Source organism: Candidatus Fokinia solitaria (assembly GCF_003072485.1).
In the GTDB taxonomy this organism is placed as follows: Bacteria; Pseudomonadota; Alphaproteobacteria; order Rickettsiales; family Midichloriaceae; genus Fokinia; species Fokinia solitaria.
The window spans coordinates 38,093-64,558 of sequence record NZ_CP025989.1; the positions used below are offsets into that span (position 1 = coordinate 38,093).

Consider the following 26,466-nt stretch of genomic DNA (forward strand, 5'->3'; position numbering starts at 1 on the left):
GGAGAAGAGTCGTGATTATCTCTTATAAATATTTTTCTTCGTACTTATGAGTATCATCATTTCATCGATTATCTTGTTATTATGCGTCTTGCTTACGACGGCTTATCTGACTTTAATTGAAAGAAAGTTAATAGGCTTCATACAATTGAGAGTAGGGCCAAGTATGGTTGGTGTTTTCGGAATATTACAGCCTGTAGCGGATACAATTAAGTTGTTATTTAAAGAGCCAATAATACCGCATAAAGCAGATAAAATACTATTTCTTACAGCGCCTCTTCTGATGATGGTAATAGCATTATTTGCATGGGTGGCTATACCAATAGGAGATTTCTGTATCAGTAATCTGAATTTAGGTATTTTGTTTGTCTTATCTGTGTCATCTCTTTCTGTATACAGCATTATATTAGCAGGGCTTGCAAGTAACTCTAAATATCCATTTTTAGCAGCTATAAGAGCGACTGCGCAAATGATTTCGTATGAATTAACAATGGGCTTGTGTATTCTTTCCGTCGTTGTAGTTGCTGGTAGTGGTAATCTTATTGATATAGTATACATGCAGACAGATATCTCATGGCTTTTAAGGCTTTTAATGTATCCAGTTGGTGTGTTATTTTTCATATGCGCTCTTGCAGAAACAAATAGACATCCTTTTGACTTAGCGGAAGCTGAAAGTGAGCTTGTAGCAGGGTATCACTCAGAATACTCTTCTATGCAATTTGCGATGTTTTTTCTAGGAGAGTATGCTAACATGGCATTGATGAGTAGTTTGACTACGTTGCTGTTCTTAGGTGGATGGTTGCCGCCGTTTGATATTCAATTTCTTGAGTGTGTGCCGTCGGTAGTGTGGTTTTTAGTGAAGACTTTAAGTTGTTTAATGTTATTCATAATAGTGAGAGCAGTGTTACCGAGATATAGGTATGATCAATTGCTTAGAATAGGATGGGAGCGTTTGTTACCAATATCATTTATTTTGTTTATGCTCATTACTGCTACAAAATACTACTTAACACACTAAGAAAGTTGCTATGACAAAAGGGATAAAATCTCAAATAGGAGAAATTATAGAGTGTTTTTTGCGTGATTTCGGCTATCAAGATGTCACTGTGCGTGTAAGAAGGAATGCATTTGTGCAAAATTCTTATCAAACGGATGTTCTTTTTGAATTAGCGAAAAATACTACGAAGACGCCGCATGATCTGTTTTTGGAGCTTTTTTCTGGTGAGGAAATGAGTAACTATTTTACCTTCTCTTTTTCTGGTAACGGCTTTCTGAATATCACTTTAAAGAGTGAATTTATATCAAAATGTTTGTTTGAATTTCATATCGAAGCATTACCACGAAATAATATTGATGTCGTAGTAGATTATGCAAGTCCAAATGTAGCCAAAGAGATGCATGTAGGGCATTTGCGTTCTGCTGCGATAGGATGTGCTATTGCAAGAATTTTGGAATTTGCTGGATATAATGTGATAAGACAGCATCATATTGGAGACTGGGGTACGCAGTTTGGTTTTATCATTCAGTTTATTATTGAGAAAGAGATAGATGCTGCGCGCCTCAGTATCAACGAGATGAATGTCATATATCAAGAAGCGAAAAAGCTGTTTGATGAAGATGTTGCATTCGAGAAAAGAGCACGTATAAGGCTTGATAAATTACAGAATAATGATGCAGAGAGTATAAGAATTTGGCAGTTGTTAGTAGAAAGAACAACGCGGTATTTATCTGATATTTTTGGTAGATTGGAAGTAGATTTTAGTGCGGCAAATATCAGAGGTGAAAGTGCATATCGAGAAGGGCTACAAGAAGTCATAGATGAGTTAAAGAATAAAAACATATGTGTAAGAGATGATGGTGCAGAGTTAGTGAAGATAGAAGATAAAGTAGAAATTTTGAAAAAATCTGATGGCACATATTTGTATATGACAACGGATTTAGCCGCTTTGAAGTATAGGCTTCAAAAGGCGAAGTGGATTATATATATCACTGATAGTAGGCAAATTGATCACTTCAAGCATATGTTTTATATAGCACGAGTTGCGAATTGGGATAAAGAAGTGAAGTTGTCTCATATAGCTTTTGGTAATGTATTAGGAAGTGACAAGAGACCTCTAAAAACTCGAGAAGGTAACAATACTACGCTTTCAGAATTGGTAGAATCAGCTTGTATTGAGTCGTTTGCAATGATGAAGGGGAGGCAAATTTCTAATAGCGCACAAATTGCCAGTACAATAGGTATAGGCGCTATGAAGTACTTCGATTTAAAAAATGACTATGTAAAAGATTATATCTTTCATATGCCTCATATTCTCTCATTACATGGATATACATCAGTTTATATACAGAATGCTTATATCAGAATACTCTCTATTTTGAAAAAATTTCAGCAATCTTCAGATTCGGAAGGCGTAGATTTTCAACATCTGAGTTCGGTTACGCAGCTTCAGTTTGAAGAGGAAAGCGAGATTGCAGTTGCTTTAAAGACGTTAGAATTTTGGGATACATTTGAAACAGTTTTAGAGACATTAAAGCCTCATCATTTGTGTAGTTATTTGTACGAGCTTGCATCTGCATTTCACCTTTTATATGAAAGATGTCAAATTTTAAAAGCGCATCCAACGCAAAGAGATACAAGATTGTATTTAATACACATTGTACAAAGTGCTATTTACCGTTCTTTATCACTTCTAGGTATTAGTGTTGTGAGTGAAATGTAAAATTTTACGATTCTCCATTTGGTAAAAATCCACCAATTTGCGCATCCCAAAGCTTCTTATATACGCCTCCTTTTTCTAGTAAATTCGTATGAGTGTCATCCTCAACTATATTACCATTTTCAAATACTACTATTCTGTCCACAGTGAGTAATGTAGATAATCTATGCGCTATAATAATAGAAGTTTTATCTTTCATTAATTCAGCGATACTCCGCTGTATTGTACTCTCTATCACCGAATCTAGATGAGAAGTTGCTTCATCTAATATAAGAATTGGCGCATTTTTTAAGATTGCTCTAGCAATTGCTATTCGTTGTTTTTGCCCTCCTGAAAGAGCATTGCCTTTTTCTCCTACAACAGAATCGTATTTTTTAGGTAATTGCGTTATAAAATCATGTGCATATGCTTTTTTTGCTGCATCTATTACTTCTTCATCAGTAGCATCGACTCTACCATATCGGATATTCTCCATAATGGAACGGCTAAATAAAGAAATATCTTGTGGTATTACTGCTATTGCATTTCTTAACGAGTCTTGCTGTACCTGGCAAATGTCTTGCCGATCAATGTATATACCGCCATCCATGATATCATATAATCTCAAAATGAGATTAATAAAGGTGGATTTGCCACTTCCTGAATAGCCAACGAGACCAATCTTTTGCTTTGGTAGTATTGTGATAGACTTATTTAAGAATAGCGGAATGCTATTTTTATGATGAAATTTCACGTTATGAAACTGGATCATACCTTCACTTACCACAAGCGTAGGGGCATTTGGTTTATCTTGCACTCCAGTATCGTATTCTAAAATGGATAATGCTTGTCTTAGACTACTATAATCTGTAATTATTTCCCTTATAACGAAAGTAATGTGAAATAGCTGCATTGTGATTTCCAAGTTTGTCATAAACACAAGAGCGAAATCTCCTGGAGTTATGATGCTTTTTGCACTGCAATATACCATGCCAATTAAGCATAACACTATATATGAAGAGAATATGAAATGCTGAGTGCGAAAATACGATACTGAAGCAGAAGCTGTAGTGATGCTTTTGTGCATTAGCTTTTCAAGCTTGTTCTTCAATGCTGATTTTTCGTGTAAAAATGATGAAAAAATCTTGATGAAGAGCATATTAGAGACATAATCATTTACTTCTCCATATGTGTTAATTTCGCATTCTGCTTCTGCCTTTGCTAATAAGCTTACTTTCTTCATTCTTGTATAGCACATGAGCATGAATGTAGATACCCATACGAACATTGCTAATCCGAAGATAAAATGCACTTTAAATAGTAAGGCTATGCTTATTATGACTGTGATTATAAGATGTAGCGGCTGTATCAACGAGAGTTCTATGATCCTAGGCATTATTTTAGCAGCATCTTTAATTCTTGCAGATATCGTGCTTGATTGATGTTCTTGAAAAAAGTGGTAATCGTATAGTCCAATTTTTTCTATAAATTTTGCTGCTATATCTTTCTTTATTTGCGGCATATATCTTAATTCGCACCAACCGAAGGAATACCATAGAAGAAATGTTAAAGCTTGTGCGACGCAGTACCAAGTAACTGGTATCCATATTGTATGGAATTGCATCGCACTTACATCATCTATGATGAGTTTTAAAATATAAGACTTTAACGGATACTCTAAACCTGACAAAGTCATCAGAAATATAAGAAAGTATACGTAATATCTATAAGGTTTTATGCTGTCTATGATGAAGGAACGAACGTTCATTTGACGCTAAAGATAAAATTCGATCGAATGTCGCACAAACACGCAGAGACGTCAACAGCGGATAAATCCTGTAATATTGTGAATCGCTATTTGATATGAGTTTAATATAACAAGAAGTTAGCCGGCGAGACGAAAGCTATTGTCCCGTTGTAAGCGGCAGACTTCATATACGGTTTTTTGTTAGTCTACAAAGTGCAAGTTAAGCTGCACTACTGATGTGCTGTGACCTTGCTGATGATTTGCTCAAACTGCTGCGGATGACGTATTGCAATTTCAGACAGCATTTTTCTGTTGAGACCGATTTCACTCTTGAGAAAAGCGCCCATGAAATGAGAATATCTTAATCCTCTTTCTCTCAGTGCCGCATTTAGCCTCTGTATCCACAGTGCTCTGAATTCACGTTTACGGACTTTCCTATCTCTGTACGCATATTGAAGTCCCTTGTGTACTTTTTCAATTGCTACTCTAAAACAACTCTTGGCACGTCCTCTATAGCCGGATGCCATTTCTAAAATTTTCTTATGTCTCCTGCGAGCAGTTACACCACGTTTTACGCGCGCCATTTCAAAATGCTAAATAATTATGCTTAACACAGTACTATCGAGTGATGACAATATCAACACCAAACAGATCTTTCTATAAACCGTACGGTATATGCTGCTTTATTCTTATACGTTCCATCTCAGGTAGAATGCAAGTGCCACGTTGTTCTCTGAGTTGTCGTGCGGAGCGTTTTCGCATATTATGTCGCTTATTCGCTTGACCGGCTTTTATCTTTCCTGTAGCAGTTTGAAAAAATCTCTTTTTTACGCTGCTTTTAGTCTTCAATTTTGGCATTTTCGTTAGATACTGGTAGTATCGGATACTACTAGCAACTTACCGAATAAAAGTCAATTATCTATCATTTCGAATATATCGTAATGATGCTACGGGATATTTGACTAACATACGATTTCATGGCCAATTACTCGTATTAATATAAAAGATGTTTCTTTTGGAAAAAGAGACTAAATGTGCCTTTTATATGTATTAAAGCTTACGTGAAATATTCTCTTAATATTATCAGTATGTTGGATTTTATAATGTCAAAAAGGCATTTGTGCTTCAGCAACAGAGTGATGTAGCATAAGCGCGTTATTAACTAAGCAACAAATGATAAATGAAAAGCATAAAGTATTTTATCGTGAGTCTTTTTATAATCGGAAAAGTATCTGCCTCTCAGACGTTAGATACTTCTAAAGTAGCAAGAGTTGCACAAACGAATAAAGTTGAGCGAGAAATAGGAGAATTCGAAGTAGGGCTACAATTTTCTCAAATATTTGATGACATAGCATTTACAATGCAAGGAGATATAACGACTGTTTATAATAGAAGTGAAAGTACTGATAGTATGCCGAATTTTCTCGGTTATAAGCGCAATATAATACGAGAATTCACCACGCAAGATAAAGGAGTGCGTAGTACTAATCTAAATCTTGGATGGAATGGCTTACAATCAAAAATTGGCAAAAATTGTATGTTATTAGGTTCTATAGGTTGCACAATCGGATATTCTGAAGTAGATCTTGCGCAGGTTGAGTCGGATGCAGCATTCGATAGTGTACTTCTTCATAGAGTCATACTAGGTGTACGTGGTAGTATTGCGCCTTTATACAGTCTTGGAAAAAGTGCAAAGATTGGAATTTATGCAGCAGGCACACTTGGCGCTGACAAGACATACAAGAGTAAGGCTATAACTGAGTCAAAAACTATCTTACATATAAAGAATTTTAAAGCAGGTACGACTGCAACTGCAGTAACGGAAGATAACGGCACTATTAGTTGGAGTGATGTAGATACCTCTTTGCTTGGTTATGGCGATGTGCAGAAAAAAAAGCTACAAATAATCGATACTTCTAAGTGGAACTTTTATTATTGTGGCGAATTTGGTGTAAGGCTACAAAAGCAGAATTTTGGTATACAGATTGGTGTATTGTTCAATAATAGTGTACGCGATGCTGCAGTGCATAAAGGCGCTGCCTTAGGAGAAGTGTGGAAAGGGATCACAACTGCTACTAATTTCCATGCTGTTGCTCCTGTTACTGCTGTCACTAGAAGTGGAGAAACTATTAACCTTGATAGTGAAAATACAGACAAAATAGAAGCAACGGAAGCACTGATCTTCTATGCTGTAGATAGCGATCCTATTACTGTTACTGGTACGGAAGTGAAAAATATAACAATGATGGATGACGTGAAGTTCAAAAGACAAGCTGATGCTATTAGCAAGTTCTTTACAGTATCTCTCGTATTTGACTTATAGAGAAAGATAAAGTGCTAATTTGCTGAATTGCCGAGAGAGGAGATTTTTTCTTTCGAAGAAAATGAAGAAATAATAATTTGCTATTAATTAATGAGACGTCTACAAAGGGGAAGGGGGTGATTGATAGAATATCATAATAATATATCATAGTAATCTGTTTCATTGTCAGATGAACGCAATTCAAGAGAGCGAGCACGATGCTATTAGCAAGTTCTTTACAGTATCTCTCATATTTGACTTATAGAGAAAGATAAAGTGCTAATTTGCTGAATTTCCGAGGGAGAGGAGATTTTTTCTTTCGAAGAAAAGGAAGAAATAATAATTTGCTATTATTGATAAAATGATAAAATATTTCTTCTAAGAAGAAGTAATTAATACTTTCGATTCGTTTTTTCTCAAAAGTAATACTCTCTTACTTTAATTAAATGAATAAGATTTCTTCTGTAGGAGAGGCATGCGGTCAGCACTTCGGTACAGTATGCTGTATACTTCATACCTACAACTGAGAAATTCTCTCATCATTCGCGTCTGTGTTCATAAAGAAATACAGAATATTTCTTGATACGTGTGATAATCGATGATGTTTGCAGTAATTGCATATATGCATATATTGCCACTTTTTTACGAGATATTGTGTGACTTTAGAGGATTTTGAGATAGTTGCAGATTTGCAACAAATGCATCAGATTTTAAGGTATATAAGGTATGCCTATTCATTGGTTACGAATATTCGGTATACGATTAAAGTATATCTTAACTGATACTAGTTATTTAATATGAAAAAATATTTAGCATTAGCACTTGCAAGTTCACTCGTTATGGGGAACGCATTTGCTTCTCAAACATTGACCGCTCTTGATGCTGCAAGCCCTGTGCTTACAAATGAAGACGATCAAAAAATAGGAGAATTCGAAGTAGGACTTCAGTTCTTCATGACGCCTAGTGCGGTCAAATTGCAGATGGCTGCAGCTGGTAACAAGACAACAAGCGCAATCACAGCAGCTACTTCTGCTCCTGCTTTTAACACTACTGGCTTCGCAGTTGATAATGTTGCGACTAGCGACAATGCAGGTGGTAGAATGTGGGGATTTGGAGCAAATCTCGGATGGAATGGTTTGCAATCTAAAATGCCAGGAAATGGTGTGTTGCTAGGGTCTATTGGCGGTACAATTGCTTACTCTTGGATCGATAACTCAGGCGCTACTCTTACTGCTAATAACCAAGGGATGATGGTTGCATCTGGTGTAAAACTACGTAGATTCATTCTCGGTGCACGTGGTAACATAGCTCCTTTGTTCTGCGTCGGAAAAGACTTCAAAGTTGGTCCTTATGCAGCAGCAGTGCTAGGTGGTGCGCAAACACAAGTGAATTTGAATGGTATTGCAGTAGGCACTACTTCACTTTCGCTAACGGAAGGCTATACTCAAGGTATACCAGGCACATATAGTGGTAGCGCTTGGAACCTAGCTACAGGGGTAGTTGGTTACGCATCAAAAGCGACTGATTTTAATGCAACCAAGTTAGGCAAGATATTCTCAACTGATTTCGGTGCATGGAAATTCTATTGCGCTGGTGAAGCAGGTGTGAGATTCCAAATGCATAATGCTGCTCTTCAGTTAGGTGCGTTATTCGACAATAATGAGTACAAAGTACCTCAATTCCAAGACAAAAAGAAGGATATCACTCTTGGTGTTAAGGGCGATGCCATTACAGCTTCAACTATTTACTGGGTCAACGGTACTACTTCGAATACTGCAACTTCTGGAACGAATATTAAGGAGGCCTATACTATCAATGACTTGAAATTCAAGAAAGATGGTAGCATGAATCTGTTCTTAACTGCATCTGTCATATTTGACATATAGTACGTCGGAGTGAGTGGTCGAGACTACTCATTCTTATTGTAGATGCTTTTAGAAGAAGAAAGATCTTCTTTAGATTAGAGAGAGTGAAGCGATTCACTCTCTCTTTTTTTATTTGTAATCGACGTAACATTTACCGAAGAGAAAAGCGTTTAATAAAACTCTTCTTTTTCGATGTACGTTTATTATCTTTACAGCATCTCTCGCATTTGATTTATAGAGGGAGATAAATCGCTAATTTGCTAAATTTACGAAGAGATGAAGCCTTCTTATATCAGAAGAAAGAAAAAATAATAATTCATTTCTTATTGACACAATGTTTACCTTAAAAAAGAAGTAGTGAATATTCTCAATTCATTTTTCTCAAAAATAATATGCTTAACTTGATGATAGCGAGAGAGTAGTGCGATCTATGCTATTGAGTTTGACAAATATCGGAAAAGACCAATACATTCTAACAAAAAATAATTATCTTTGATTTGGTATTAGTGCAGAATAGTGAAGTTCTCTATCTAATAAGAAGAGTGATTGAGGAAGATTTGAGAAGCTCTTTGGAGGAGGGATTTAGGCATACCTGCGAGTTTTGCGATATGTAATGCATATGAGTGAGTAGCTATACCTTGTGATATTTTATGCATGAAAGTGATTTTACCATTATGTTCAGTGACATTCATTTTATAAGATTTAGCTTTATGGAGAGTATCTTCTAAATTTCCTAATTCATGGTAATGAGTGGCGAATATAGTTTTTGCTTTTATTTGTTCATGGACATACTCTGTGACGGCTATTGCGATAGCCATACCTTCTTTAGCTGAAGTACCGCGACCTACTTCATCGAGTAATATGAGAGAATTCTGAGAGGCGCTTTGCAATATGCGTGCAGTTTCCAGCATTTCCACCATAAATGTGGATTCTCCATTTGTAATATTATCGCTTGCTCCTATTCTTGTCATAATACTTTCTACTAATCCTATACTCCCTCTCTTCGCCGGTATAAAACTCCCTATTTATAAATCGCGATAAAGATGCGATGCTGTTAGTAAGTAAGATATAACGGATGAAATTGAAGATACATCAGCTTGTTACTATAGTTCTATCATCTTAAATATTTCTTATCCCGTCTTTTCACTGAGAGATCTGCTGAAAAAAAATAATACATGACTTCTGTTATTGTGGCGCTCAACTTCATTGCTTTAGTTGAAAATCAGACGTTGAATTTAAAATGCATTACGTCACCGTCGTGTACAACATATTCTTTACCTTCGACTCTGATTTTCCCCTGTTCTCTTGCTTTTTGCTCGCCGCCATATTTGCAATAATCCTCATATGAACATACATTAGCTTTAATGAAACCTCTTTCAAAATCCGAATGGATCTCACCTGCAGCTTTTGGCGCTGTAGTCCCTGTCTTTATCTTCCATGCGCGGGCTTCCTGTGGGCCAACAGTGAAAAAAGTGATAAAATCTAACTCATCATACAAAGCTTTTCCTAATCGTCCGACAACGCCTTCTTCGAGACCGTAGTTTTCTAGAAAAAATTGTCTCTCTTCTTTATTCATCAACGCAAGCGTAGCTTCGAGTTTAGCAGATAATACGACAGCTCTTTTATGTTCTGATATTGCGATTTCCTCTACTATTCTAGAATATTCGTTACCGCCTTTATTCACATCTTCCTCTCCTATGTTAGCGATGTATATCTGCTTCTTCATACTTAGCAAGCCAAGTTCTTTAAAAAATTTCTCATTCTCTTCATTCACAAGATTCATGACTCCTTTTATATTGTTAGTAAGAAGATGTTCTTGGCAGAGCTTCAATAAGGTTATCTGCGATTCTCTTTCTGCTTTATTTTTTTTATCTGAATGCAGCAGTCTTTTCTCGATACTCATCAAATCTGATAGTATGAGTTCATTCTGTATTACGAGTATATCTCTCTGAGGATCTACACTTCCATCAACGTGATGAGTCTCACTGTCAGTGAAGCATCTTACAACATGTGCTATTGCATCAACTTCTCTTATATGTCCGAGAAACTGATTACCTAATCCTTCTCCTTTACTTGCTCCCTTTACGAGACCTGCGATATCTACAAGTTCTACGGTAGAGTAAATAATATTACGAGATCCTTCGATATCCGCGAGTATTTCAAGTCTTTTATCAAAAGCTATTACCATGCCCTTGTTTGGTTCTATAGTACAGAATGGATAATTTGCAGCTTCTGCTTCTTCTTTTCCAAGTACACTATTGAAAAGAGTAGACTTTCCCACGTTAGGCAATCCTACTATTCCACATGCTACACCCATAACTTCTAAAAAACGAAAAATCCGACTACAATGTACAATACATACAAAAAGCAGTATTGCTGTGATAGCCGGTACTAGTTTATGCTTCTCAAAGAGTAAGCATTACAGTAAACAGTGTCAAACGCTTTAGAAAATCAAAGAAGCTTATTTTCTTCTGAATGTCTTGATCTTCTAAAAGTATTAAATGCTTATTTCGAGGTGAGAGTAGTTGGAGGTTCAGTACGAGATTATCTGCTTGAAAAACACTTCCATTTAAAATTTCCGCACAGAGTTGACTATGATATAGTAGCTAAAGCCGATTTCTTAGAAATTACGAAAGTTCTAGAAATGCATGATATACACTACTTTGATGATTCTCAGAAATATGGCGTACTAAAAGTGCATTATAAAGATGTAATGTATGATGTTGCTGCACCACGTAAGGATTTGGAGTGTTTTGGAAGAGCTGCAAGAGTTGTTGCTGGAAAACATATATCGTGGCTAGAAGATTCTATGAGGCGAGATTTTTCAATAAATGCCATTTACTGCGATGTAGAGAATGTGATGCATGACTATCACTTTGGAATAAGAGATTTGCAAAATCAGTCAATAGTATTCATAGGAGATGCAGTAGCTAGAATTAAAGAAGATTACCTACGTATATTAAGATTTTTCAGATTTAGCGGTCTATTTCGCAGTCCAAAATTTAACAATCTAGAAATAGAGATAATAAGAAATCATAGAAATGCATTACATAATCTATCAAAGGAAAGAATTAGAAAAGAAATAATGGCGCTTCTTAAAACGCCATATTATATGCAGTCGCTGAGGATAATGAGAAGTAATGAGATTCTTAATATCATTTCTCCTACTCTTGATAAATTTGTCGATGAAAGCGAGAAGTGCGCTTTACATGATAGTATTTTAAGTATTGCATGTATTCTAATACGAAACGGTACTTGTAATATTACGACAATTCTTGAATCAATTTCTCAATTATCAAAAGAGATAATACTTACAAATCATGAGCTTTTAAGATTGAAAACGTTGATGAAGTTATATGAATACACAGGTAGATTAGATGTCGCAGGAAGCGATGAAGACTATAGTAAAAGAGCAGTTTTTTTATTTGGTACACAGGCATACGTAGACTTCATAAAGGTGTGTGATGCGCTGATGAATAGAGAATCCTCTATTTCAATGAAAAAGGTAAAACAATATGCGGAGATTACATTACCGATAAACGGTAATGATATAAAGCTGCTTGTAAAAGATAGTACAGATATAGGGAAATATAAAAGAAAAGCAGTACAAATTTACGTAGATAGCGGCTTTACTGCGACAAAAGAAGGCATTATTACACAGTTATTGAAAGCGAGAGACGAAAAGTGCTAATTACGATTAAAACGATACAAAGATTCTGCCATATAATGGCAAAGACAAGGATTCTTGCGTATTTTTGCTGTCGTTTATTATGCTATAATCGTCTCCGATATAAGTGTACGTTCCAAACTGAACACCTAACTTGTAAAATTGCATACGTAACCCAATATCAAAAGGATAGAGTGTACTGACGTCTTTCTTATCTGCTTCACTAACGGAGTTACAGCCAAAGCCCTTTGAGATTGAACCTCCTATAAAAACGCCAAAACTGTACATATCGGTGATTTTTTTCAAACCTGATGCAGTGAATTTTATACCTAACCAGTTGGAAGGATTGGACGCCGAGTGATCATACATATAAGTTAATCCTATTGTACCTAGTATGAGTCCTTTATCATGATGAAACGGCCATTGAAGGCTATTATATGACATATCAATACCTAATTGCCCTCTTTGTGGCTGTGTACTGCTTGCTGATCTGAGGTCTAGTCCCGCTTCGAAACATCTTACGGATGGTGCGTCGTGTTGTATTTGTTCTGTACTTTCGATTGCAGATATATCTATTTTGGAATCCGCACTTGAGTACTGCGTATGTATGGCACTAAGTAATAACGCCGCAATGTTTATTATAAAAAGCATGTCGTGGTACTTCATTCACGCAGATTGCATCTTTCTTAGGATATCACAGAATAGTACCGCGAGCAAAAATTATCCTAAGAAATAACAAGGTACAATTAATTTTCTATCTAATATCGTTGTTTATAGCGGTATTTTCGCAACGAAATTATGTGATATAAATGAAAATGCGACATTGTCGTGTAGTGTCAAAGGTACAATTGCTACTACACGAAATGTTCTTCTTAAAATACATCTTCCCATGATTCGCTAGTTGCTGCTCTTCCATATTGCGCAGTAGGCCTTTGTTCGAAAAAATTTGTAAATTGCGGTGCAACTACGATTTCATCCATCCATGCCAACGGATTGACCGTGACTTCCGGAAATGGTGGCGCTATACGCAATTGTTTCGTTCTAGTATTTGCAATAAATCTGATGTATTGCCTCATATCATTTGCTGATAAACCATGTACTTCCTTTACTATTCCAAATGCAAGATCTATAAAAGCGTCCTCATTTTTCACCACATTGATGCATGCTTCGGTAATTTCTGTGTGTAATTTTTTAGTCCATGCTTCCGGATATTCTTCGATAAATTGATGAAATAGCATTATCATCGCTTCTGTATGAAGTAACTCGTCTCTTATTGACCAGGCTACAATCTGTCCAAGCCCTTTCATTTTTCCGAATCTTTGAAAATTGATCAACATTGCAAAGGAAGCAAAAAGCTGTAGACCTTCCGTGAAAGCACCATATACTGCTAAAGTTTTAGCTACTTCATGCGGAGAATCCATGTTGAATTGAAATAAAAATTCGTGTTTCGTCAACATTTCTTCGAATTTCAAAAAGGCTTTATATTCAATTTGCGGTAATCCTAGAGATTCAAGCAAATGCGAATAAGCATCCATATGGATCGTTTCAGTATTTGCAATACATAATAACATCATTACTACCTCCGTAGGCTTAAAAAATTTCAGATACTTCAAGTAGCATATAGTAGCGACATCACTGTCTGCTTGTGTGAAAAATCGTAGTACTTGCGTAATGAGGTGACGCTCTGCTTCATTCAGCACATTCCAGTCAGATATATCATCTCCCATTGTAACTTCTGCAGCTAGCCAATGCATTTGTTGTTGTTGCAGCCATATTTCATATGCCCATGGATATCTAAAAGGCTTATATCCTACTTCTGCTGTTAGCAGTGTATTCGGCTTTGTAAAAGATACATTACGATCGTCTTGATGCATGAGATTCTTTGCTTAAGTGATAGGACGTTAAGGAGTAGCAAATCAAATAAGCTTCCGCTAGTGCTTTTACAGAATATAAGAAAATACGGAGTATATTGATTTACAAGTTTTGTTCTATATAATGCTGAGCATTGAAATGCATCCATAATTAACTCCTTAATGAGATTTTATAAGGTCGTCATAGGCTTGAGACATGACATGAGTAGCCATGATATAGAGAATACTATTTTTTCCGTAAGAAATATGATGGAGAAAAAAGATTGCAAAGTGATGCAACTCGAAAGATGGGGAATGAGAGATCTGAAATACAAAGTGAAGAATGGCATGTCTGCTTACTTCGTAATATTTGGCATAGAGTGTGATGGCCCTCGTGTGAAGGAGCTTACTCATTACTTCAGTGTGCATCATGAAAATATTGTACGTTTCATGGTGCTATCGACAAGGTATTCTTTTCCAGTAGTCGAGGAATCTGTTGCTGCTTAATCAATAACAATTAATTATCACATCTATCATGAATAATACTGAGCGATTTACCAATAATACCACTCAGCGAAAAGCTACTTCCGATAATACGGAATCGCAAGCCTCAAAGAAGAACGAGGTAGCTACTCCTGCATCTGTTCTTCCGCTTCTTCAAAGTTCTATCTTATTTAATAAAACTGCTGAAGCACAGAAGGCGCAACAAGGTAGAGCGAAACAGGTTAAAGTCTTGAATATAGTGCCATTTGATGTGCAAACTTTTAAAGATTATCTTTCAGGATGTGGTCGTATTCTACCGAGAAAGACTACCGGTCTTTCGAGAAAAATGCAGGCTGAGTTAAAGAGATGCGTGAAAGTTGCGCGGCAATTAGGACTACAGTAATTGTTTTTACATTTTTGAATTTACGATGAGTACTATTAATGTGATTTTCACTCATGCTATACACGGTAATAAAGTTGGTACCGTGGTAAAAGTGAAAGGGGGATATGCAAGAAATTTCCTAATTCCTATGAATTATGCAGTTTATGCTACTCCTAAAGCTGTTCAGCAGTTTGAAGAGCAGAGAGTAGCTTTAGAACTGAAAGCACAGGAGCAGAGAAAAATTGCAATTGAAAGAGTAGAGGTAATGAAAACTGCTTCTGTTACTCTATCATATAAAGCAGGTAATGATGGAAAATTATACGGTTCTGTAAGTAAAACTGATATCAGTAAAGCGATCTCCGATACATTAGGATTTGATATTGAGCCCGTGCAAATCATCATGCATCAGAAGCTAAGTATGATCGGTACTTACAGTATAGCAATCTCATTATATGAAGATGTTGAAGCTACTTTAACGGTGAATGTGCAATCTGCTGTAGATGAGCAATAAAACGCGTAGTACGTTTTCCTTCGTATTTTCGTTTCTTTCTTACTTTCTACGGATAAAAGTCTGAGACCTTGTAGCGCTTCAGAGTACTGTAGCAGATTAGTGCTTTTCTTCAGTTTGTTGTAGCTTGTTTTATAGATGCGAATGCTTATTCTGTTTTTTTCTTGCACTACTCTATGATGGCTTTATCCTCGTCCAATCTACCGAGATCATACGAAGACATCCATGCGTGATGCGTATCTCTATAAAGATATCGAGATGAAAAGATATAGCTTTTTCCATTCAAGCAAACTTCCACTTCATTGATCAATGGACTCACAATCGCCTTACCGTAGTATAAGAACGGTACGGTATTCAATACTCTTGCAGATGTTTTCTTTACTTCTGCGACACTTCTCACATTGCACTCTGATGGCAACTTGATTTTTGCGCATTTTGATTCAAATCGAGAAATCGTAAAAGGATTCTTTTTCTCTGATGTCATACACGTAATTAAAAATCTATCGTCCCATACAACTCTAGAGTTCGCTTCGTATACTTTATCATCAATAAATTGCTTTTCCTTCACTATTATCATCACTCTTTCTTTAGTACTTATGTCTTCTACTACATCTATAAGTTCATTTTGAGAAGCTGCGCTTATAATACACTTATTAAGTGTGCATTGCTTCATAGTTGTAATATTGTCACATAATATCAATAGTGAAGATAGCCTCGGTGGATATTTAAAACGTACGATATTACGTAGCATTTTTCTCATTATTCTGAGCTTCATCTCCAATTCTAATTCTGCGAATAGTCGTAGATTAAAAAATCCCGCGCCGTATTGTGACACATAACAGTTTTCCATCAGCCAATCATTTGTGTATTTTTCTATAAAGGCCATAGTTCTTTGCATATTGCTGGAGAGAAGAATAAATCTTTTGTGAAAAAGATCGTACGTACAATTTATTTTTATATTTGTTTTTATATTATTCAGCAATTCTCGTACCGAAGCTCTTAGAAATCTTTGATCTTTATTCATATCATCCATGATATAAGCCTTGACACCTTTTGCTGCTAAACATTTTTCAATTTCACTTCTTGACCAATCTAACAATGGTCTTACTAACAGCAGCTGCTGATTTTTATTTTTGTAGAAGGCTTGTAGTTGTGTAATTTGAGAAATACCACATATACCTTCTGCGCCTGAACCACGTATTATATTCATTAAAACAGTTTCGATATTATCATCTGCGTGATGTGCAGTCATAACAATACTTGCGCCACATTTATATGCTGCTTGAAAGAGTAGCTGGTATCTTTTATCTCTCGCTATGGAATAAATATTACTTTGCGGTTTATCTCCTTCCCATTTTTGTACGATCATCTCTTTTCCGGTAATAGAGGATAAAATGCGTGATGCTTGTATTTCTTCTGCATCAGCCGTCTTTTTTAAGCCGTGATTGACGAAAACTGGATGTATTTCAATATTTAGTGATTTCGCTACTTCAAGTAATAATAAGATCAAACATAAGCTATCAGCACCACCAGAGTATCCTACTACCACTACTTTATTTTGAAGTAAGTGAAATAGAGATACATGATTCTTAGAACTAACATCTATCCTCTTTAGTGATGAGAGAAATTTTTTTATGAAGGGACACTTATTCTCTGCTTTCATGGCGATTCATAATAAAAGTAGTAATGCGGATGATAATATAAAGAATCCTATTAATTTCATTGTATCAGTTTTAGTATACATCATGATAACACTCCCAAGAGATAGTGCTACTACCATCTCTTTTGTGATATTTTTTACGTGAATTGCTGAATATTGCAGTTCAGCGAAATACTTAGCAAGGCATATCATTAACTTCACTGGTATGACTAAAAGTTGCAAAGTGTATTTACTATAATCAATAAAGCTTGTTGCAAGATATATCATGGATAACGGCATCACAATTATATCTACTAATGGAATAATAATAAAGTTCGCAAATATGGAGTAAATTGAGAGTGTATGAAAATGAAATGCTACTACAGGTATAGTGCATAGCGTCGCGATAATAGAGCATGTTATGAGATTTTGAAAATAAATGCATGACTTTAACAAGATATTTTTCGATTTTGTATTGTCAGAATCGATGCCACTAAAACTAAACTGTAAGTTATGAACGCAGTATATAACTCCTATACAAGCTAAGAATGACATCTGCATGCCGGCGTTCAATATTGCTTCCGGCTGTAATAACAATATTAATGATGCAGTAGTAGCCAGTACACGTTTTATATCGTTGCCCTTTCCAATAACAGTACCAAGTCCACATAATAGAAACATTAATACTGCTCTTACTCCGGAAATAGGAGAATTGACTATTAGTAGGTAAAATACTACCAGTACAGATACTATGCAGTAAGACAGTTTTGTGCTGAAGATACTATTTATAGAAGTATAAATACGTAGTAAGAAAAATCTTATTATGTACAACATCATTACTGACATTACCGTGATGTGCATGCCAGAGATTGCTATGACATGAGAAGTGCCGGAGATTCTGAAATATTCGTAAATGTGTTTCGGTATTTTATATACCTCTCCGAGTAATAATCCATTTACTACTCCGCTTACGTCATACTCCAATGCTGTATCGATTTGCGATGCAATTTTATGTCTTATTATTTCCGGAAGATATAATGCGAAATTCGTGGATTTTTTCAGCAAAGTGAAATCGGTGAGAGAGAATCCTACGGCGCCTATTTTTTTAAAATAAGCAAATTGCGCAAAATCAAATGGATAATGCTGCTTTACTGTTTTAGGTGGAAACAATTGCGCATCGAAAGATACTCGTGCGCCTAGTATGTTAGTGTAATCTTTTAACGTAGCATTATATTTTTTGTTTACTCTTATCCTTATCGCATGCGGTGTATCAGATATATGTACCTTACTAATGTGTAAGTTTGTAAGAAGTACTTTATAATGATCATTTGCTTTACATATTGATTGTACGACACCGTCTACATGCGTAGTGATTTTGTGATTTAATTTTGGCGCATGTACTGTGATGATTCTTAAATCCATTGCTATGACACCAAGGCAAAAGAAGAAAGATATGCAGCAGATGATATTTAGAAAATCAGTTTTGTTGTTTGTGCTTGTATTGCTTCGTTTTAGGTAACATAACGCAATAAATAAGAATATAGAGAGTAGCCATATAAATGTGACATCAATATTATATGCAATTCTTGCGATAATGCCTGATGATAAAATAATCGGAATCCACAGTACGATGTACTTCCCTTCCTCTAGCAGTTCTACGAAGATCTTCTCCTTATGCTTTTGTAAGATATCCGTCAGACAGTAGAAATACCTGATCGCAGCTTCTTGCAATATTGTCATCATGTGTTGCTATAATGATGGTGGCGTTATCATTTCTTGCAGTTTCAAGTAGTACTTCAAATACGCGATCTGCATTCTGCCTGTCAAGGCTACCGGTAGGTTCGTCTGCAATTATTATTTTAGGTGAATTCACAAGCCCTCTTGCTACTGCTACTCTTTGTTTTTCTCCTCCAGATAATTTATCTACTACTACATTTTTTTTATGCGCCAAATCAAATTTTTGAAGTATGGAAAGAGCAACATCTTTATCAGCATCTTCAGCTTTTATCTTCATAGGAATTAAAAGATTTTCCAGTGCTGTAAAACCGCTTAACAGATAATGAAACTGATATATAAAACCTATCATCTTTTTCCTCATTATAGTAACGGTGCTATCATTTTTCGCATTACATTGAATGCCATCTAGTAGTAACTCGCCACTTGTAGGTGTATCTAGTAAGCCAATAATTTGAAGTAGCGTTGATTTTCCTGAGCCAGAAGGGCCTACTATCGCAGTTATATTGCCGCGAGGAACAGAAAATGACACATTCTTCAAAATAGATTTTTGATCATCTATTTTTTTTTGAAGATTCTTCAATAAAATCACCGTCTTACCTTTTCAATTTCTCACTTTCTTGTAGGATGATCGCTTCGTGATCTTTATCACTCATCCTTAACATTTTTTCACGTAGTCCATCTTCTAAACTCTTTAATATATCGTTCGTAATGGATGCAATATGATGTTTCTCGGTATTTTTTTTCGCTCTTTTTACAGCTTTATCGTGTTCGCTTTTCATATACTTTACTTTCCTGTTTGCTTCCTCGATTGCTTTATCATAATTAGTATATGCTTCGCTGATCTCCTTTTCCGTATATGTCGTCATCGTTTCATGATAGTGAATCATGTCATCCTTCCTTTTATACTGCTGCTTAAGCTCTCCTAAGGACGCCTTTATTTCTCTGAATATCTCTATCAACTTTCTCCGTAATGCAATGTATAGCGGCTTACGAGAGAATTTGATTATTATTAGTACGCATACAACGAATCCAGCATTTGCAATGAAGCTGTGTGAATTGATATAGTGCGAAATTTTAAGAAAAGCATTCATCAGATCTTCGTACTGTCATCTGTACGATTATATTGCAAAGTAATGTATAAAATACAAGAAATTTTCATGATTTTATATATTTGATAGCATACCGCAGTATCGAGCGATAGAAAAAGTAAGAACAATATGATACTTATACAACATTAATCGCTTTGATAATCAGCATGGATATAAAAAACCTCTGTAAGCTTTGTGCAATTCATATGGAACCGCAAGAAATTGCATCAGTTGCGGAGAAATTAAAAACAGTAATAGATGCACTTGATAAGATTGCTGAAGTAGATACTACCGGAGTGGAGCCAATGTATAATGTATGCACTGAATTAAAAAAAGAGTCGCACTATGCGCTGCATGACAAGAACGACGTGGTCGATGTTTCTCTATATTCTGGCAACAAGCATAAAGGATATTTTGCTGTTCTAAGTAAAATTATGCCTTCTTAATGAGTATCACAATGCCGCCATGGCCTAAGTTACTGAATAATAACGTACAGCCAGGCCTTGAGAGAATTAAGGAGATTATAACGGCATTACGTGTAGATATGAGTGCATTGCCGCCTGTAGTGCATATTACCGGTACAAATGGTAAAGGATCAACTGTAGCATATCTTGGAGAATGTTTTAAAAATGCAAAATACAGTACTCATAGGTATATATCGCCTCATTTGATAAAATTTAATGAACGTATAGTAATACAAGATCGAGAGATATCCGATGAACAACTAGAAATTTTATGCAACTACGGAAGTCATATTATAGGAAATGAAGGCAAGTTTTCGTTCTTTGAAGCTACAACAGGATTAGCTTTATATGAGTTTTCTCAAAAAAAAGCTGATGTACTGTTATTAGAAGTTGGAATGGGCGGAAGCTTTGATGCTACTAATGTAGTAGAGGAGAAAATCTTGAATATCATTACTCCTATTTCTATGGATCACGTTGAATTTTTAGGAGATTCTCTTTCTTCAATTGCCATGGAAAAATGCGGTATTATTAGACTAGATTCTATAGCAGTTGTCAGTTGGCAGCCGACGGAAGCAGCAAATGCCATTATATCATATTGCGAATCGAAGAATGTTTCTTTGGTACTTTTTGGTAGAGATTGGAATTTTGAAGTTTTTGATGAAGAAATTGAGCTACACTTCCGATTGCCAAGACGACTACGTAATAAAGTGCTTGTCGATTCTCTCGCGCTTATCGGTATAGAAAGTCTTGAAGGAGGCACTGTATTTAGAATACCAAAACCGACACTTGCTGGTATACATCAAATTTTGAATGCGGCGACGGCTGCAATTGCGATGCTTATGCTTGGATTGCTTTACTATAAAAAGATCTCTCTTCTTCATATATCTGAAGCGGTGAAGCATGCATTTTGGCCAGGAAGAATGCAGACAATCACTTCTCACGATCTTGGATATAACTTACCGAGTAACGTAACGTTGATTTTTGACGGAGCGCATAATGTTGCCGGTGCAGAAATGTTGATGGCGAGTATATTACAACTCAAGAGTAACGCAACACCATTATACGTAGTACATGGTCGTACAAAGGGTAGAGATATTGAAGGCTTTTTACGTTTTTTTCAGACGGAAACAGTATTACTATGTGTCACAGCGATTCGTAGCGAACCTAAATCTGAAAGCAGTTTAGTACTTTACGATAAAGCAACGAAAATGGGATTTAACTGTAAAATAGTTGAAGATGTACATGCTGGTATCGAAGAGTGCATATCTCACGCAAAGGATAAGAAAGCGCTTATACTCGTTTGTGGATCATTGTATTTATTCTCAGATCTCAAAACGAAGTAAGGCGTTTTGTACGAAGGGCGAAAACTGAATATGCAGCCTCAAAATGTGCCCGCTATATTGCACATTACCAAGTTTTGAGTATCTTTTCCTTTATACTGCGTCTTTGATATTCCAAAGAGTATTGCGATGTGCTTGTTGTAGTGCACTTCAAAAAGTCCGATTTGATTTGATACATGTTCTTCACCGAAGAAGGTATCACTCATAAAGCCTATTCTAAATCTGCTAATTCCATATGAAGCACCTAGATACATACTGCTTTCATCTCCCTTTAGTGATTCTGCAATATTATCGAATAAAGCGCCAGCAAGGGATAATTGTGCGCCCATGTATCCTATTTTCATACCATATATCATACTGCTACAACGATTGTTACTTCTCTCTAAATATGCGTTTTCTCCACCACACCAAGTGGCAAAATCTACGTTTTTAAATTTACCGCAATAAGAGACGATGGCACGTATGTTATCTCTGTACTGTTGTGGCGTTATACTTGCTGTATGCGGAAGGATTGATGTTTTTCCTAGATATTCGCTTGTATTCGGTACATAAGTAACGCCAACGGTAAAATCGTTATAGCATCCTACGAGACTGACTTTATTAGCAAATAACTGATTATTCTCGTATAGTGGTTGTTCACCAAGAAATGAAGAATATGGCTTTATGTTAGCGATGTTTTTAGTATCCGCGTCATCAGTGCTTAAACTCTGTTGTAGTAATGCAATAGGGATATATCTCATAGTATGAGTACGAAATCCTATCAATTGATACTCTAGTGGATTGATGCTTTTATCCGTTTTCATGCTTAATACTAACTTTTGGTATGTGCCAGGAGTAATGTCGTGCTTTAAAATACCGTATACATTCTGCAGTATAGGCATACCATTCATTACTTCACTCCATGAGGTATATATTGCCCCTTCTACGCCTATGATGTACTTTAAGTAATCTGAAATTCTCTTTTTATATTTTAGCTCTCCTGTTAGAATAAGGTTATTACCGTATGTAACATCGTTACCACTTTGTTCGCTTAATGTATTCCACATCTCAAATCCCATTTTCGAAGAAAACACGCCTTTTGTAGTATTTTCCTCGTTGTTGCTATACGCATTGGAGTATGATGTAGATGTACAAAATAGATAAAATGCATATAATGCACCAATATATTTGTACATTCAGAGCGCAGATGTTTATTTATAAAAAGTAATTAACTATAATTTTTCAGGGTAGCAATAGAATATTTTTAATATAGCGTGATTAATAGAAACCAAAACACCGATACTCCTATCAAAAATGCATTAAGTGCAATACGCACGATGGTGTGGTATGCGATTCTTACAAGTAGTGCTTCTGCTGCTTTAAGTGTGTGGATCTCGTTTTTTAGTTTAAATGTGTTAGATAAAGCTATACCTAGTGGCAATCTCGATACTTTAGGCGCTTTTACATTTCTAGTAATAGTCGCTTATCTTGTAAACAGTGCAATTACCGGTGGTAGAGCTTTCGTAATGAGTAAGATCTCTTCATGGTTTGAGTATAAGATTGCAGATGCAGTACTTCATAATGCGATAAAGACTTCACTCGTTGCAAAGAGTAATGCTGGTAGCCAAAGTATCAGAGATTTACAAACTCTTTGTAACTACATTGCATCAAATGCACCAGTGATGCTTATAGATGCACCTTGGTCGCTTGTATTTACTATAATACTTTTCCTCATACACCCTATGATGGGCACTTTGGCACTCATAGGATCTATCGCGATAATTATAGTAGGTGTCGTGAATGAGAGATATACGAAGAAACTTGTGGAAAAGCATAATGAAAATTTTATCGCAAGTATGAAATATGTAGATAATCTCACTAGAGGCGCAGAGGTGCTTGAATCTATGGGAATGTCAAGAAGAGGTGTAGAAATATGGCATAAGATTAATCTGAAAGTGAACGAATCGAGGATAGATAATAGCAAAAGACAAGCTTTTGCCACAGAATTCAGCAAACTTGTACGTGGTATATTACAGGTGTTTACGACTTTAACAGGTGCTTATCTTGTAATTAAAGGCGAAATAACATCAGGTGCTATGATTACTGGCTCAACGTTGGTTAGTAAAGCGTTAGAACCATGGGGAAATGCATTAAATGCGGTGAAAAATGTGCTTAATGTGAAAAAAGCTTACGAAAGACTAAATAGTGGATTTAGAAGCTTTGTTCATGATGAGGAATTGATGCAAATGCCCGCTACTGAAGGAGTAGTTTCTATAGAAAATGTGTATTACGCACCGCATGGTAGTAATACGTACTTCATAAAGGCGATTAACATGCATATGAAGCCAGGACAAGTTTGCGCTTTGATTGGTCCTAGTGGCTCAGGAAAATCTACTCTTCTTTCGATCATTGCTGGCGCTAAAGAACCTGGACTTGGAATAGTAAGGATAGACGGTAGTGATAGAAAAAATCTTCGAAAAGAGGATTTAGGAAGTTCTATAGGATACTTACCTCAAGATGTACAGTTGCTTTCCGGTACTGTTAAAATGAATATCTCGAGGCTTGATGCTGATGCAAATTATGAAGATATCATACAAGCGGCACAGATAGTAGGTGCACATGAAATGATTACTCGTCTCCCTAATGGTTATGATACTGATGTTGGAGTGGATGGTAGTAATCTTTCTGGCGGACAGAAACAAGCAATAGGATTGGCGCGTGCATTCTATAAAATGCCTCAGATCGTATTGTTAGATGAAGCCGAAGCAAGTCTTGATGATTCAAGCAGGGTGAATCTTGTAACAGCTATAGAAGTACTAAAGGAACAAAAAGCTACCGTTGTACTTGTGACGCACAACCCTATGATGCTTCAACTTGCTGATACTGTAGTGGTAATGAGAAGTGGCGAAATAGTGATGTCAGGACCTTATGCGGAAGTGACTAAAGCTCTGCAGCAAAAGCAGAAGATTCAGTAGTTATAATTACAATTTTCCTATGAAGTATATGAAAAGATTTTTAAACTGGTTTTCGAGAAAATTCAGTACTTTTACCTCGTTTCTTGGTTATAAGAAGCGAAAGAATGAAAGTGAGATAAAAGATGTTTCTCTTAGTAAAGAGGATGCAAATTCTAATGATGTAAAAAGTGCTCAGATTCAGCATCTTTTATCACAGTTCTTACAGAGTGAACATAAATGTAAGAAAACTCTCAAAGATGGATGGAAGCTTATCCAATCATCTATTTGTGAAATTGTAGCTTTCCTTAAAGGTGAAGGTGGCGCAATTCCTGCGCTTCAGGAAAAAATAGACCAAAGTTTAAAAAGTGCTGTCAAAAAACCGATAAAGTTTGTAATGCTAGCATTGGCAACGTTTTTTGTAATATTCATACTATGGGCAGGATTTGCCCCTATAGATAGTGCGGTAATTGCTAGAGGAGTATTAGTTTTAGAAAATAATAGAAAAAGCATACAACATCTAGAAGGAGGAGTCATAAAAACAATATTTGTCAAAGACGGGGATATAGTAAAGAAAGGCGATCCGATAATACAGCTGGAGGGCGCGAGTGTTGTATCAGATATGCAAGCAACTCTTTCTACTTTGAGATTTCACATAGCTACTGAAATACGTTTACTTGCTGAGCTGAATAAATATAAGACACTCAATTTTAATAGTCCTGAGCTTGATCCTAGTGATCCAGAAGTGAAGGATATTATCGCTACTCAAATTCGAGTTTTTAATGCAAGAAAAGAAGATATGCAGGAAAAACTTGCACTTTTCGCAAGCGAAAAGAAAAGAAAATTAGATGAACTGAAAGAATATGAAAAACAGCTTGAAGTTAGCTCTAAGACTCTAAAGCTAGAAGAGCAGAAACTACAAGATGTAGAGAAATTGTCAGAATCTAAAATATTGTCAAAATTTCAGTTAAGCGATACACAAAGGATATATAATGAACATCTGAATGTAGTGAGTAAGCTGCGTGGCGCAGTTGCTGTGACTCAAGAAGAAGTGAAAAATAGCGATGTAAGAGTGGCAAGTTATTTAAAAGATACAGTCTCTAAAATCTCCGATGAATATAAACAGAATCATCTCGAGCTTTTGCAGTTAAGAAGCAGATATCTGCAAGCTTTGGATCGTTATCAGAGATTGATTATTAGAGCGCCAGAAAGTGGCTTGGTTACTGGTCTTAGATATCATACCGAAGGCGGAGTGATATCTCATGCAGATAATACTATTGCAAGTATTATTAATCCTAATGACGATATAATCGTAGAAGCTTATATAATGCCGCAGGACTTAATTAGAGTGCAAGAAGGAATGAAGGCTAAAGTGCAACTTGAAGCAGAGAAGCAGCGTCTAGTACCTAAATTACCTGCAGAAATCTTCTATGTTTCAGCAGATAGACAAGAGAGACCTCAGACTTCTCAGACCCTTCCTCCTGAATTCTATTTGGTGAAATTAAGAATACTTGGTGAAAAAGTAGAGTTCTTAGGTAGTGAAGTTGAGCTAAGGCCAGGAAAACCTGTCAGTGTGTACATAAGTAAAGGTGCAACTACCATGGCGAAGTACTTCCTTGGCGCTATATTGGATAGCATGAATAGAGCTATTGTAAGGTAATTAGAAAGCTATTCGTGGAAGTTTTCTGTTAGCAACGTTGCACTTCAGAAAACTTTCATCGTACTTTTTAGTAACGTTCTACAAGATTTAAGATAGAGGCCAATATGTGTA

Annotated in this window: 24 protein-coding genes; 12 read left to right on the forward strand and 12 right to left on the reverse strand. The window is 36.0% G+C overall.

What is annotated here, in order from left to right:
- The first annotated feature begins 46 nt into the window (after nucleotides 1–46).
- Both nuoH and argS read left to right on the forward strand, forming a co-directional pair.
- On the forward strand, nucleotides 47–1,015 hold the full coding sequence (gene nuoH / locus Fsol_RS00215) for an NADH-quinone oxidoreductase subunit NuoH (protein WP_108672905.1): 969 nt from the start codon (nucleotides 47–49) through the stop codon (nucleotides 1,013–1,015).
- Between the two features lie 10 nt (nucleotides 1,016–1,025).
- Nucleotides 1,026–2,717: an arginine--tRNA ligase gene (gene argS, locus Fsol_RS00220; protein ID WP_108672906.1), complete on the forward strand. Its 1,692-nt coding sequence runs from the start codon at nucleotides 1,026–1,028 to the stop codon at nucleotides 2,715–2,717.
- A 4-nt stretch (nucleotides 2,718–2,721) separates the two neighbouring features.
- Here argS and Fsol_RS00225 read toward each other — a convergent pair whose 3' ends face one another.
- The 3 genes from Fsol_RS00225 to rpmI form a co-directional block, all read right to left on the reverse strand.
- Nucleotides 2,722–4,461, reverse strand: coding sequence for an ABC transporter ATP-binding protein (locus tag Fsol_RS00225; RefSeq protein WP_108672907.1), 1,740 nt, complete (start codon nucleotides 4,459–4,461; stop codon nucleotides 2,722–2,724).
- Nucleotides 4,462–4,670: 209 nt separating this feature from the next.
- A complete protein-coding gene (gene rplT / locus Fsol_RS00230; protein ID WP_108672908.1) occupies nucleotides 4,671–5,024 on the reverse strand; it encodes a 50S ribosomal protein L20 in 354 nt (117 codons plus the stop codon).
- A gap of 73 nt (nucleotides 5,025–5,097) precedes the next feature.
- On the reverse strand, nucleotides 5,098–5,298 hold the full coding sequence (gene rpmI, locus Fsol_RS00235) for a 50S ribosomal protein L35 (protein ID WP_108672909.1): 201 nt from the start codon (nucleotides 5,296–5,298) through the stop codon (nucleotides 5,098–5,100).
- 322 nt (nucleotides 5,299–5,620) lie between these two features.
- Between rpmI and Fsol_RS00240 the strand changes: the two genes are divergently transcribed.
- Nucleotides 5,621–6,763 carry a hypothetical protein gene (locus tag Fsol_RS00240; RefSeq protein ID WP_108672910.1) on the forward strand — a complete coding sequence of 381 codons (1,143 nt, stop codon included), beginning with the start codon at nucleotides 5,621–5,623 and terminating at the stop codon, nucleotides 6,761–6,763.
- Nucleotides 6,764–7,539: 776 nt separating this feature from the next.
- Entirely contained in the window at nucleotides 7,540–8,628 is a 1,089-nt protein-coding gene (locus tag Fsol_RS00245; RefSeq protein ID WP_108672911.1) for a hypothetical protein, read from the forward strand.
- Nucleotides 8,629–9,137: 509 nt separating this feature from the next.
- On the opposite strand, the gene Fsol_RS00250 is transcribed toward Fsol_RS00245, so the two are convergent.
- A complete protein-coding gene (locus tag Fsol_RS00250) occupies nucleotides 9,138–9,632 on the reverse strand; it encodes a MutS-related protein (RefSeq protein ID WP_108672912.1) in 495 nt (164 codons plus the stop codon).
- Between the two features lie 197 nt (nucleotides 9,633–9,829).
- Complete coding sequence (gene ychF / locus Fsol_RS00255) at nucleotides 9,830–10,924, reverse strand: redox-regulated ATPase YchF (RefSeq protein WP_108672913.1); 1,095 nt, start codon at nucleotides 10,922–10,924, stop codon at nucleotides 9,830–9,832.
- Between the two features lie 114 nt (nucleotides 10,925–11,038).
- Here ychF and Fsol_RS00260 point away from each other — a divergent pair, with 114 nt between their 5' ends.
- Nucleotides 11,039–12,298: a tRNA nucleotidyltransferase/poly(A) polymerase family protein gene (locus Fsol_RS00260; RefSeq protein WP_108672914.1), complete on the forward strand. Its 1,260-nt coding sequence runs from the start codon at nucleotides 11,039–11,041 to the stop codon at nucleotides 12,296–12,298.
- A gap of 6 nt (nucleotides 12,299–12,304) precedes the next feature.
- Here the strand turns inward: Fsol_RS00260 and Fsol_RS00265 are convergent, their stop codons facing one another.
- Both Fsol_RS00265 and Fsol_RS00270 read right to left on the reverse strand, forming a co-directional pair.
- Complete coding sequence (locus Fsol_RS00265) at nucleotides 12,305–12,940, reverse strand: hypothetical protein (protein ID WP_158521574.1); 636 nt, start codon at nucleotides 12,938–12,940, stop codon at nucleotides 12,305–12,307.
- 206 nt (nucleotides 12,941–13,146) lie between these two features.
- A complete protein-coding gene (locus Fsol_RS00270; protein ID WP_108672916.1) occupies nucleotides 13,147–14,148 on the reverse strand; it encodes a ribonucleotide-diphosphate reductase subunit beta in 1,002 nt (333 codons plus the stop codon).
- Nucleotides 14,149–14,307: 159 nt separating this feature from the next.
- Between Fsol_RS00270 and rpsF the strand changes: the two genes are divergently transcribed.
- Genes rpsF through rplI form a run of 3 tightly spaced genes read left to right on the forward strand, consistent with a single transcriptional unit; the run spans nucleotide 14,308 to nucleotide 15,500 of the window.
- Entirely contained in the window at nucleotides 14,308–14,631 is a 324-nt protein-coding gene (rpsF, locus tag Fsol_RS00275) for a 30S ribosomal protein S6 (RefSeq protein WP_108672917.1), read from the forward strand.
- 28 nt (nucleotides 14,632–14,659) lie between these two features.
- Nucleotides 14,660–15,010 carry a bS18 family ribosomal protein gene (gene rpsR, locus Fsol_RS00280; RefSeq protein ID WP_108672918.1) on the forward strand — a complete coding sequence of 117 codons (351 nt, stop codon included), beginning with the start codon at nucleotides 14,660–14,662 and terminating at the stop codon, nucleotides 15,008–15,010.
- A 25-nt stretch (nucleotides 15,011–15,035) separates the two neighbouring features.
- Entirely contained in the window at nucleotides 15,036–15,500 is a 465-nt protein-coding gene (gene rplI, locus Fsol_RS00285; RefSeq protein WP_108672919.1) for a 50S ribosomal protein L9, read from the forward strand.
- Nucleotides 15,501–15,666: 166 nt separating this feature from the next.
- Here rplI and tilS read toward each other — a convergent pair whose 3' ends face one another.
- The 4 genes from tilS to Fsol_RS00305 form a co-directional block, all read right to left on the reverse strand.
- Entirely contained in the window at nucleotides 15,667–17,160 is a 1,494-nt protein-coding gene (gene tilS, locus Fsol_RS00290; RefSeq protein WP_108672920.1) for a tRNA lysidine(34) synthetase TilS, read from the reverse strand.
- A 6-nt stretch (nucleotides 17,161–17,166) separates the two neighbouring features.
- Entirely contained in the window at nucleotides 17,167–18,879 is a 1,713-nt protein-coding gene (locus Fsol_RS00295; RefSeq protein ID WP_108672921.1) for a ComEC/Rec2 family competence protein, read from the reverse strand.
- Nucleotides 18,809–19,402, reverse strand: a complete 594-nt coding sequence (locus Fsol_RS00300) for an ABC transporter ATP-binding protein (protein WP_158521578.1) — start codon at nucleotides 19,400–19,402, stop codon at nucleotides 18,809–18,811. Before Fsol_RS00300 ends, Fsol_RS00295 begins: the two co-directional genes overlap by 71 nt.
- A 64-nt stretch (nucleotides 19,403–19,466) precedes the next feature.
- Nucleotides 19,467–19,964: a hypothetical protein gene (locus tag Fsol_RS00305; protein WP_108672923.1), complete on the reverse strand. Its 498-nt coding sequence runs from the start codon at nucleotides 19,962–19,964 to the stop codon at nucleotides 19,467–19,469.
- 203 nt (nucleotides 19,965–20,167) lie between these two features.
- Here Fsol_RS00305 and Fsol_RS00310 point away from each other — a divergent pair, with 203 nt between their 5' ends.
- Nucleotides 20,168–20,407 (forward strand): Asp-tRNA(Asn)/Glu-tRNA(Gln) amidotransferase subunit GatC, encoded by a 240-nt coding sequence (locus Fsol_RS00310; protein WP_158521580.1) that lies wholly within the window; start codon nucleotides 20,168–20,170, stop codon nucleotides 20,405–20,407.
- 11 nt (nucleotides 20,408–20,418) lie between these two features.
- Nucleotides 20,419–21,768, forward strand: a complete 1,350-nt coding sequence (locus Fsol_RS00315) for a bifunctional folylpolyglutamate synthase/dihydrofolate synthase (protein WP_158521582.1) — start codon at nucleotides 20,419–20,421, stop codon at nucleotides 21,766–21,768.
- 38 nt (nucleotides 21,769–21,806) lie between these two features.
- Here Fsol_RS00315 and Fsol_RS00320 read toward each other — a convergent pair whose 3' ends face one another.
- Complete coding sequence (locus Fsol_RS00320) at nucleotides 21,807–22,940, reverse strand: hypothetical protein (RefSeq protein WP_108672926.1); 1,134 nt, start codon at nucleotides 22,938–22,940, stop codon at nucleotides 21,807–21,809.
- A 78-nt stretch (nucleotides 22,941–23,018) separates the two neighbouring features.
- Here Fsol_RS00320 and Fsol_RS00325 point away from each other — a divergent pair, with 78 nt between their 5' ends.
- Nucleotides 23,019–24,719 (forward strand): type I secretion system permease/ATPase, encoded by a 1,701-nt coding sequence (locus Fsol_RS00325; protein ID WP_145958090.1) that lies wholly within the window; start codon nucleotides 23,019–23,021, stop codon nucleotides 24,717–24,719.
- A 19-nt stretch (nucleotides 24,720–24,738) separates the two neighbouring features.
- On the forward strand, nucleotides 24,739–26,355 hold the full coding sequence (locus Fsol_RS00330) for an HlyD family type I secretion periplasmic adaptor subunit (protein WP_108672928.1): 1,617 nt from the start codon (nucleotides 24,739–24,741) through the stop codon (nucleotides 26,353–26,355).
- The last annotated feature ends 111 nt before the right edge of the window (nucleotides 26,356–26,466 follow it).

Coding starts and splice junctions, on each gene's coding strand:
- rpsF (WP_108672917.1), top strand. CDS start 14,308: ATGAGATTTTATAAGGTCGTCATAGGCTTGAGACATGACATGAGTAGC.
- Fsol_RS00295 (WP_108672921.1), bottom strand. CDS start 18,879: ATGATGACAATATTGCAAGAAGCTGCGATCAGGTATTTCTACTGTCTG.
- rpsR (WP_108672918.1), top strand. CDS start 14,660: ATGAATAATACTGAGCGATTTACCAATAATACCACTCAGCGAAAAGCT.
- tilS (WP_108672920.1), bottom strand. CDS start 17,160: ATGAAAGCAGAGAATAAGTGTCCCTTCATAAAAAAATTTCTCTCATCA.
- Fsol_RS00225 (WP_108672907.1), bottom strand. CDS start 4,461: ATGAACGTTCGTTCCTTCATCATAGACAGCATAAAACCTTATAGATAT.
- Fsol_RS00245 (WP_108672911.1), top strand. CDS start 7,540: ATGAAAAAATATTTAGCATTAGCACTTGCAAGTTCACTCGTTATGGGG.
- rplI (WP_108672919.1), top strand. CDS start 15,036: ATGAGTACTATTAATGTGATTTTCACTCATGCTATACACGGTAATAAA.
- argS (WP_108672906.1), top strand. CDS start 1,026: ATGACAAAAGGGATAAAATCTCAAATAGGAGAAATTATAGAGTGTTTT.
- rplT (WP_108672908.1), bottom strand. CDS start 5,024: ATGGCGCGCGTAAAACGTGGTGTAACTGCTCGCAGGAGACATAAGAAA.
- nuoH (WP_108672905.1), top strand. CDS start 47: ATGAGTATCATCATTTCATCGATTATCTTGTTATTATGCGTCTTGCTT.
- rpmI (WP_108672909.1), bottom strand. CDS start 5,298: ATGCCAAAATTGAAGACTAAAAGCAGCGTAAAAAAGAGATTTTTTCAA.
- Fsol_RS00305 (WP_108672923.1), bottom strand. CDS start 19,964: ATGAATGCTTTTCTTAAAATTTCGCACTATATCAATTCACACAGCTTC.
- Fsol_RS00265 (WP_158521574.1), bottom strand. CDS start 12,940: ATGAAGTACCACGACATGCTTTTTATAATAAACATTGCGGCGTTATTA.
- Fsol_RS00330 (WP_108672928.1), top strand. CDS start 24,739: ATGAAGTATATGAAAAGATTTTTAAACTGGTTTTCGAGAAAATTCAGT.
- Fsol_RS00320 (WP_108672926.1), bottom strand. CDS start 22,940: ATGTACAAATATATTGGTGCATTATATGCATTTTATCTATTTTGTACA.
- Fsol_RS00310 (WP_158521580.1), top strand. CDS start 20,168: ATGGAACCGCAAGAAATTGCATCAGTTGCGGAGAAATTAAAAACAGTA.
- Fsol_RS00315 (WP_158521582.1), top strand. CDS start 20,419: ATGCCGCCATGGCCTAAGTTACTGAATAATAACGTACAGCCAGGCCTT.
- ychF (WP_108672913.1), bottom strand. CDS start 10,924: ATGGGTGTAGCATGTGGAATAGTAGGATTGCCTAACGTGGGAAAGTCT.
- Fsol_RS00270 (WP_108672916.1), bottom strand. CDS start 14,148: ATGCATCAAGACGATCGTAATGTATCTTTTACAAAGCCGAATACACTG.
- Fsol_RS00240 (WP_108672910.1), top strand. CDS start 5,621: ATGAAAAGCATAAAGTATTTTATCGTGAGTCTTTTTATAATCGGAAAA.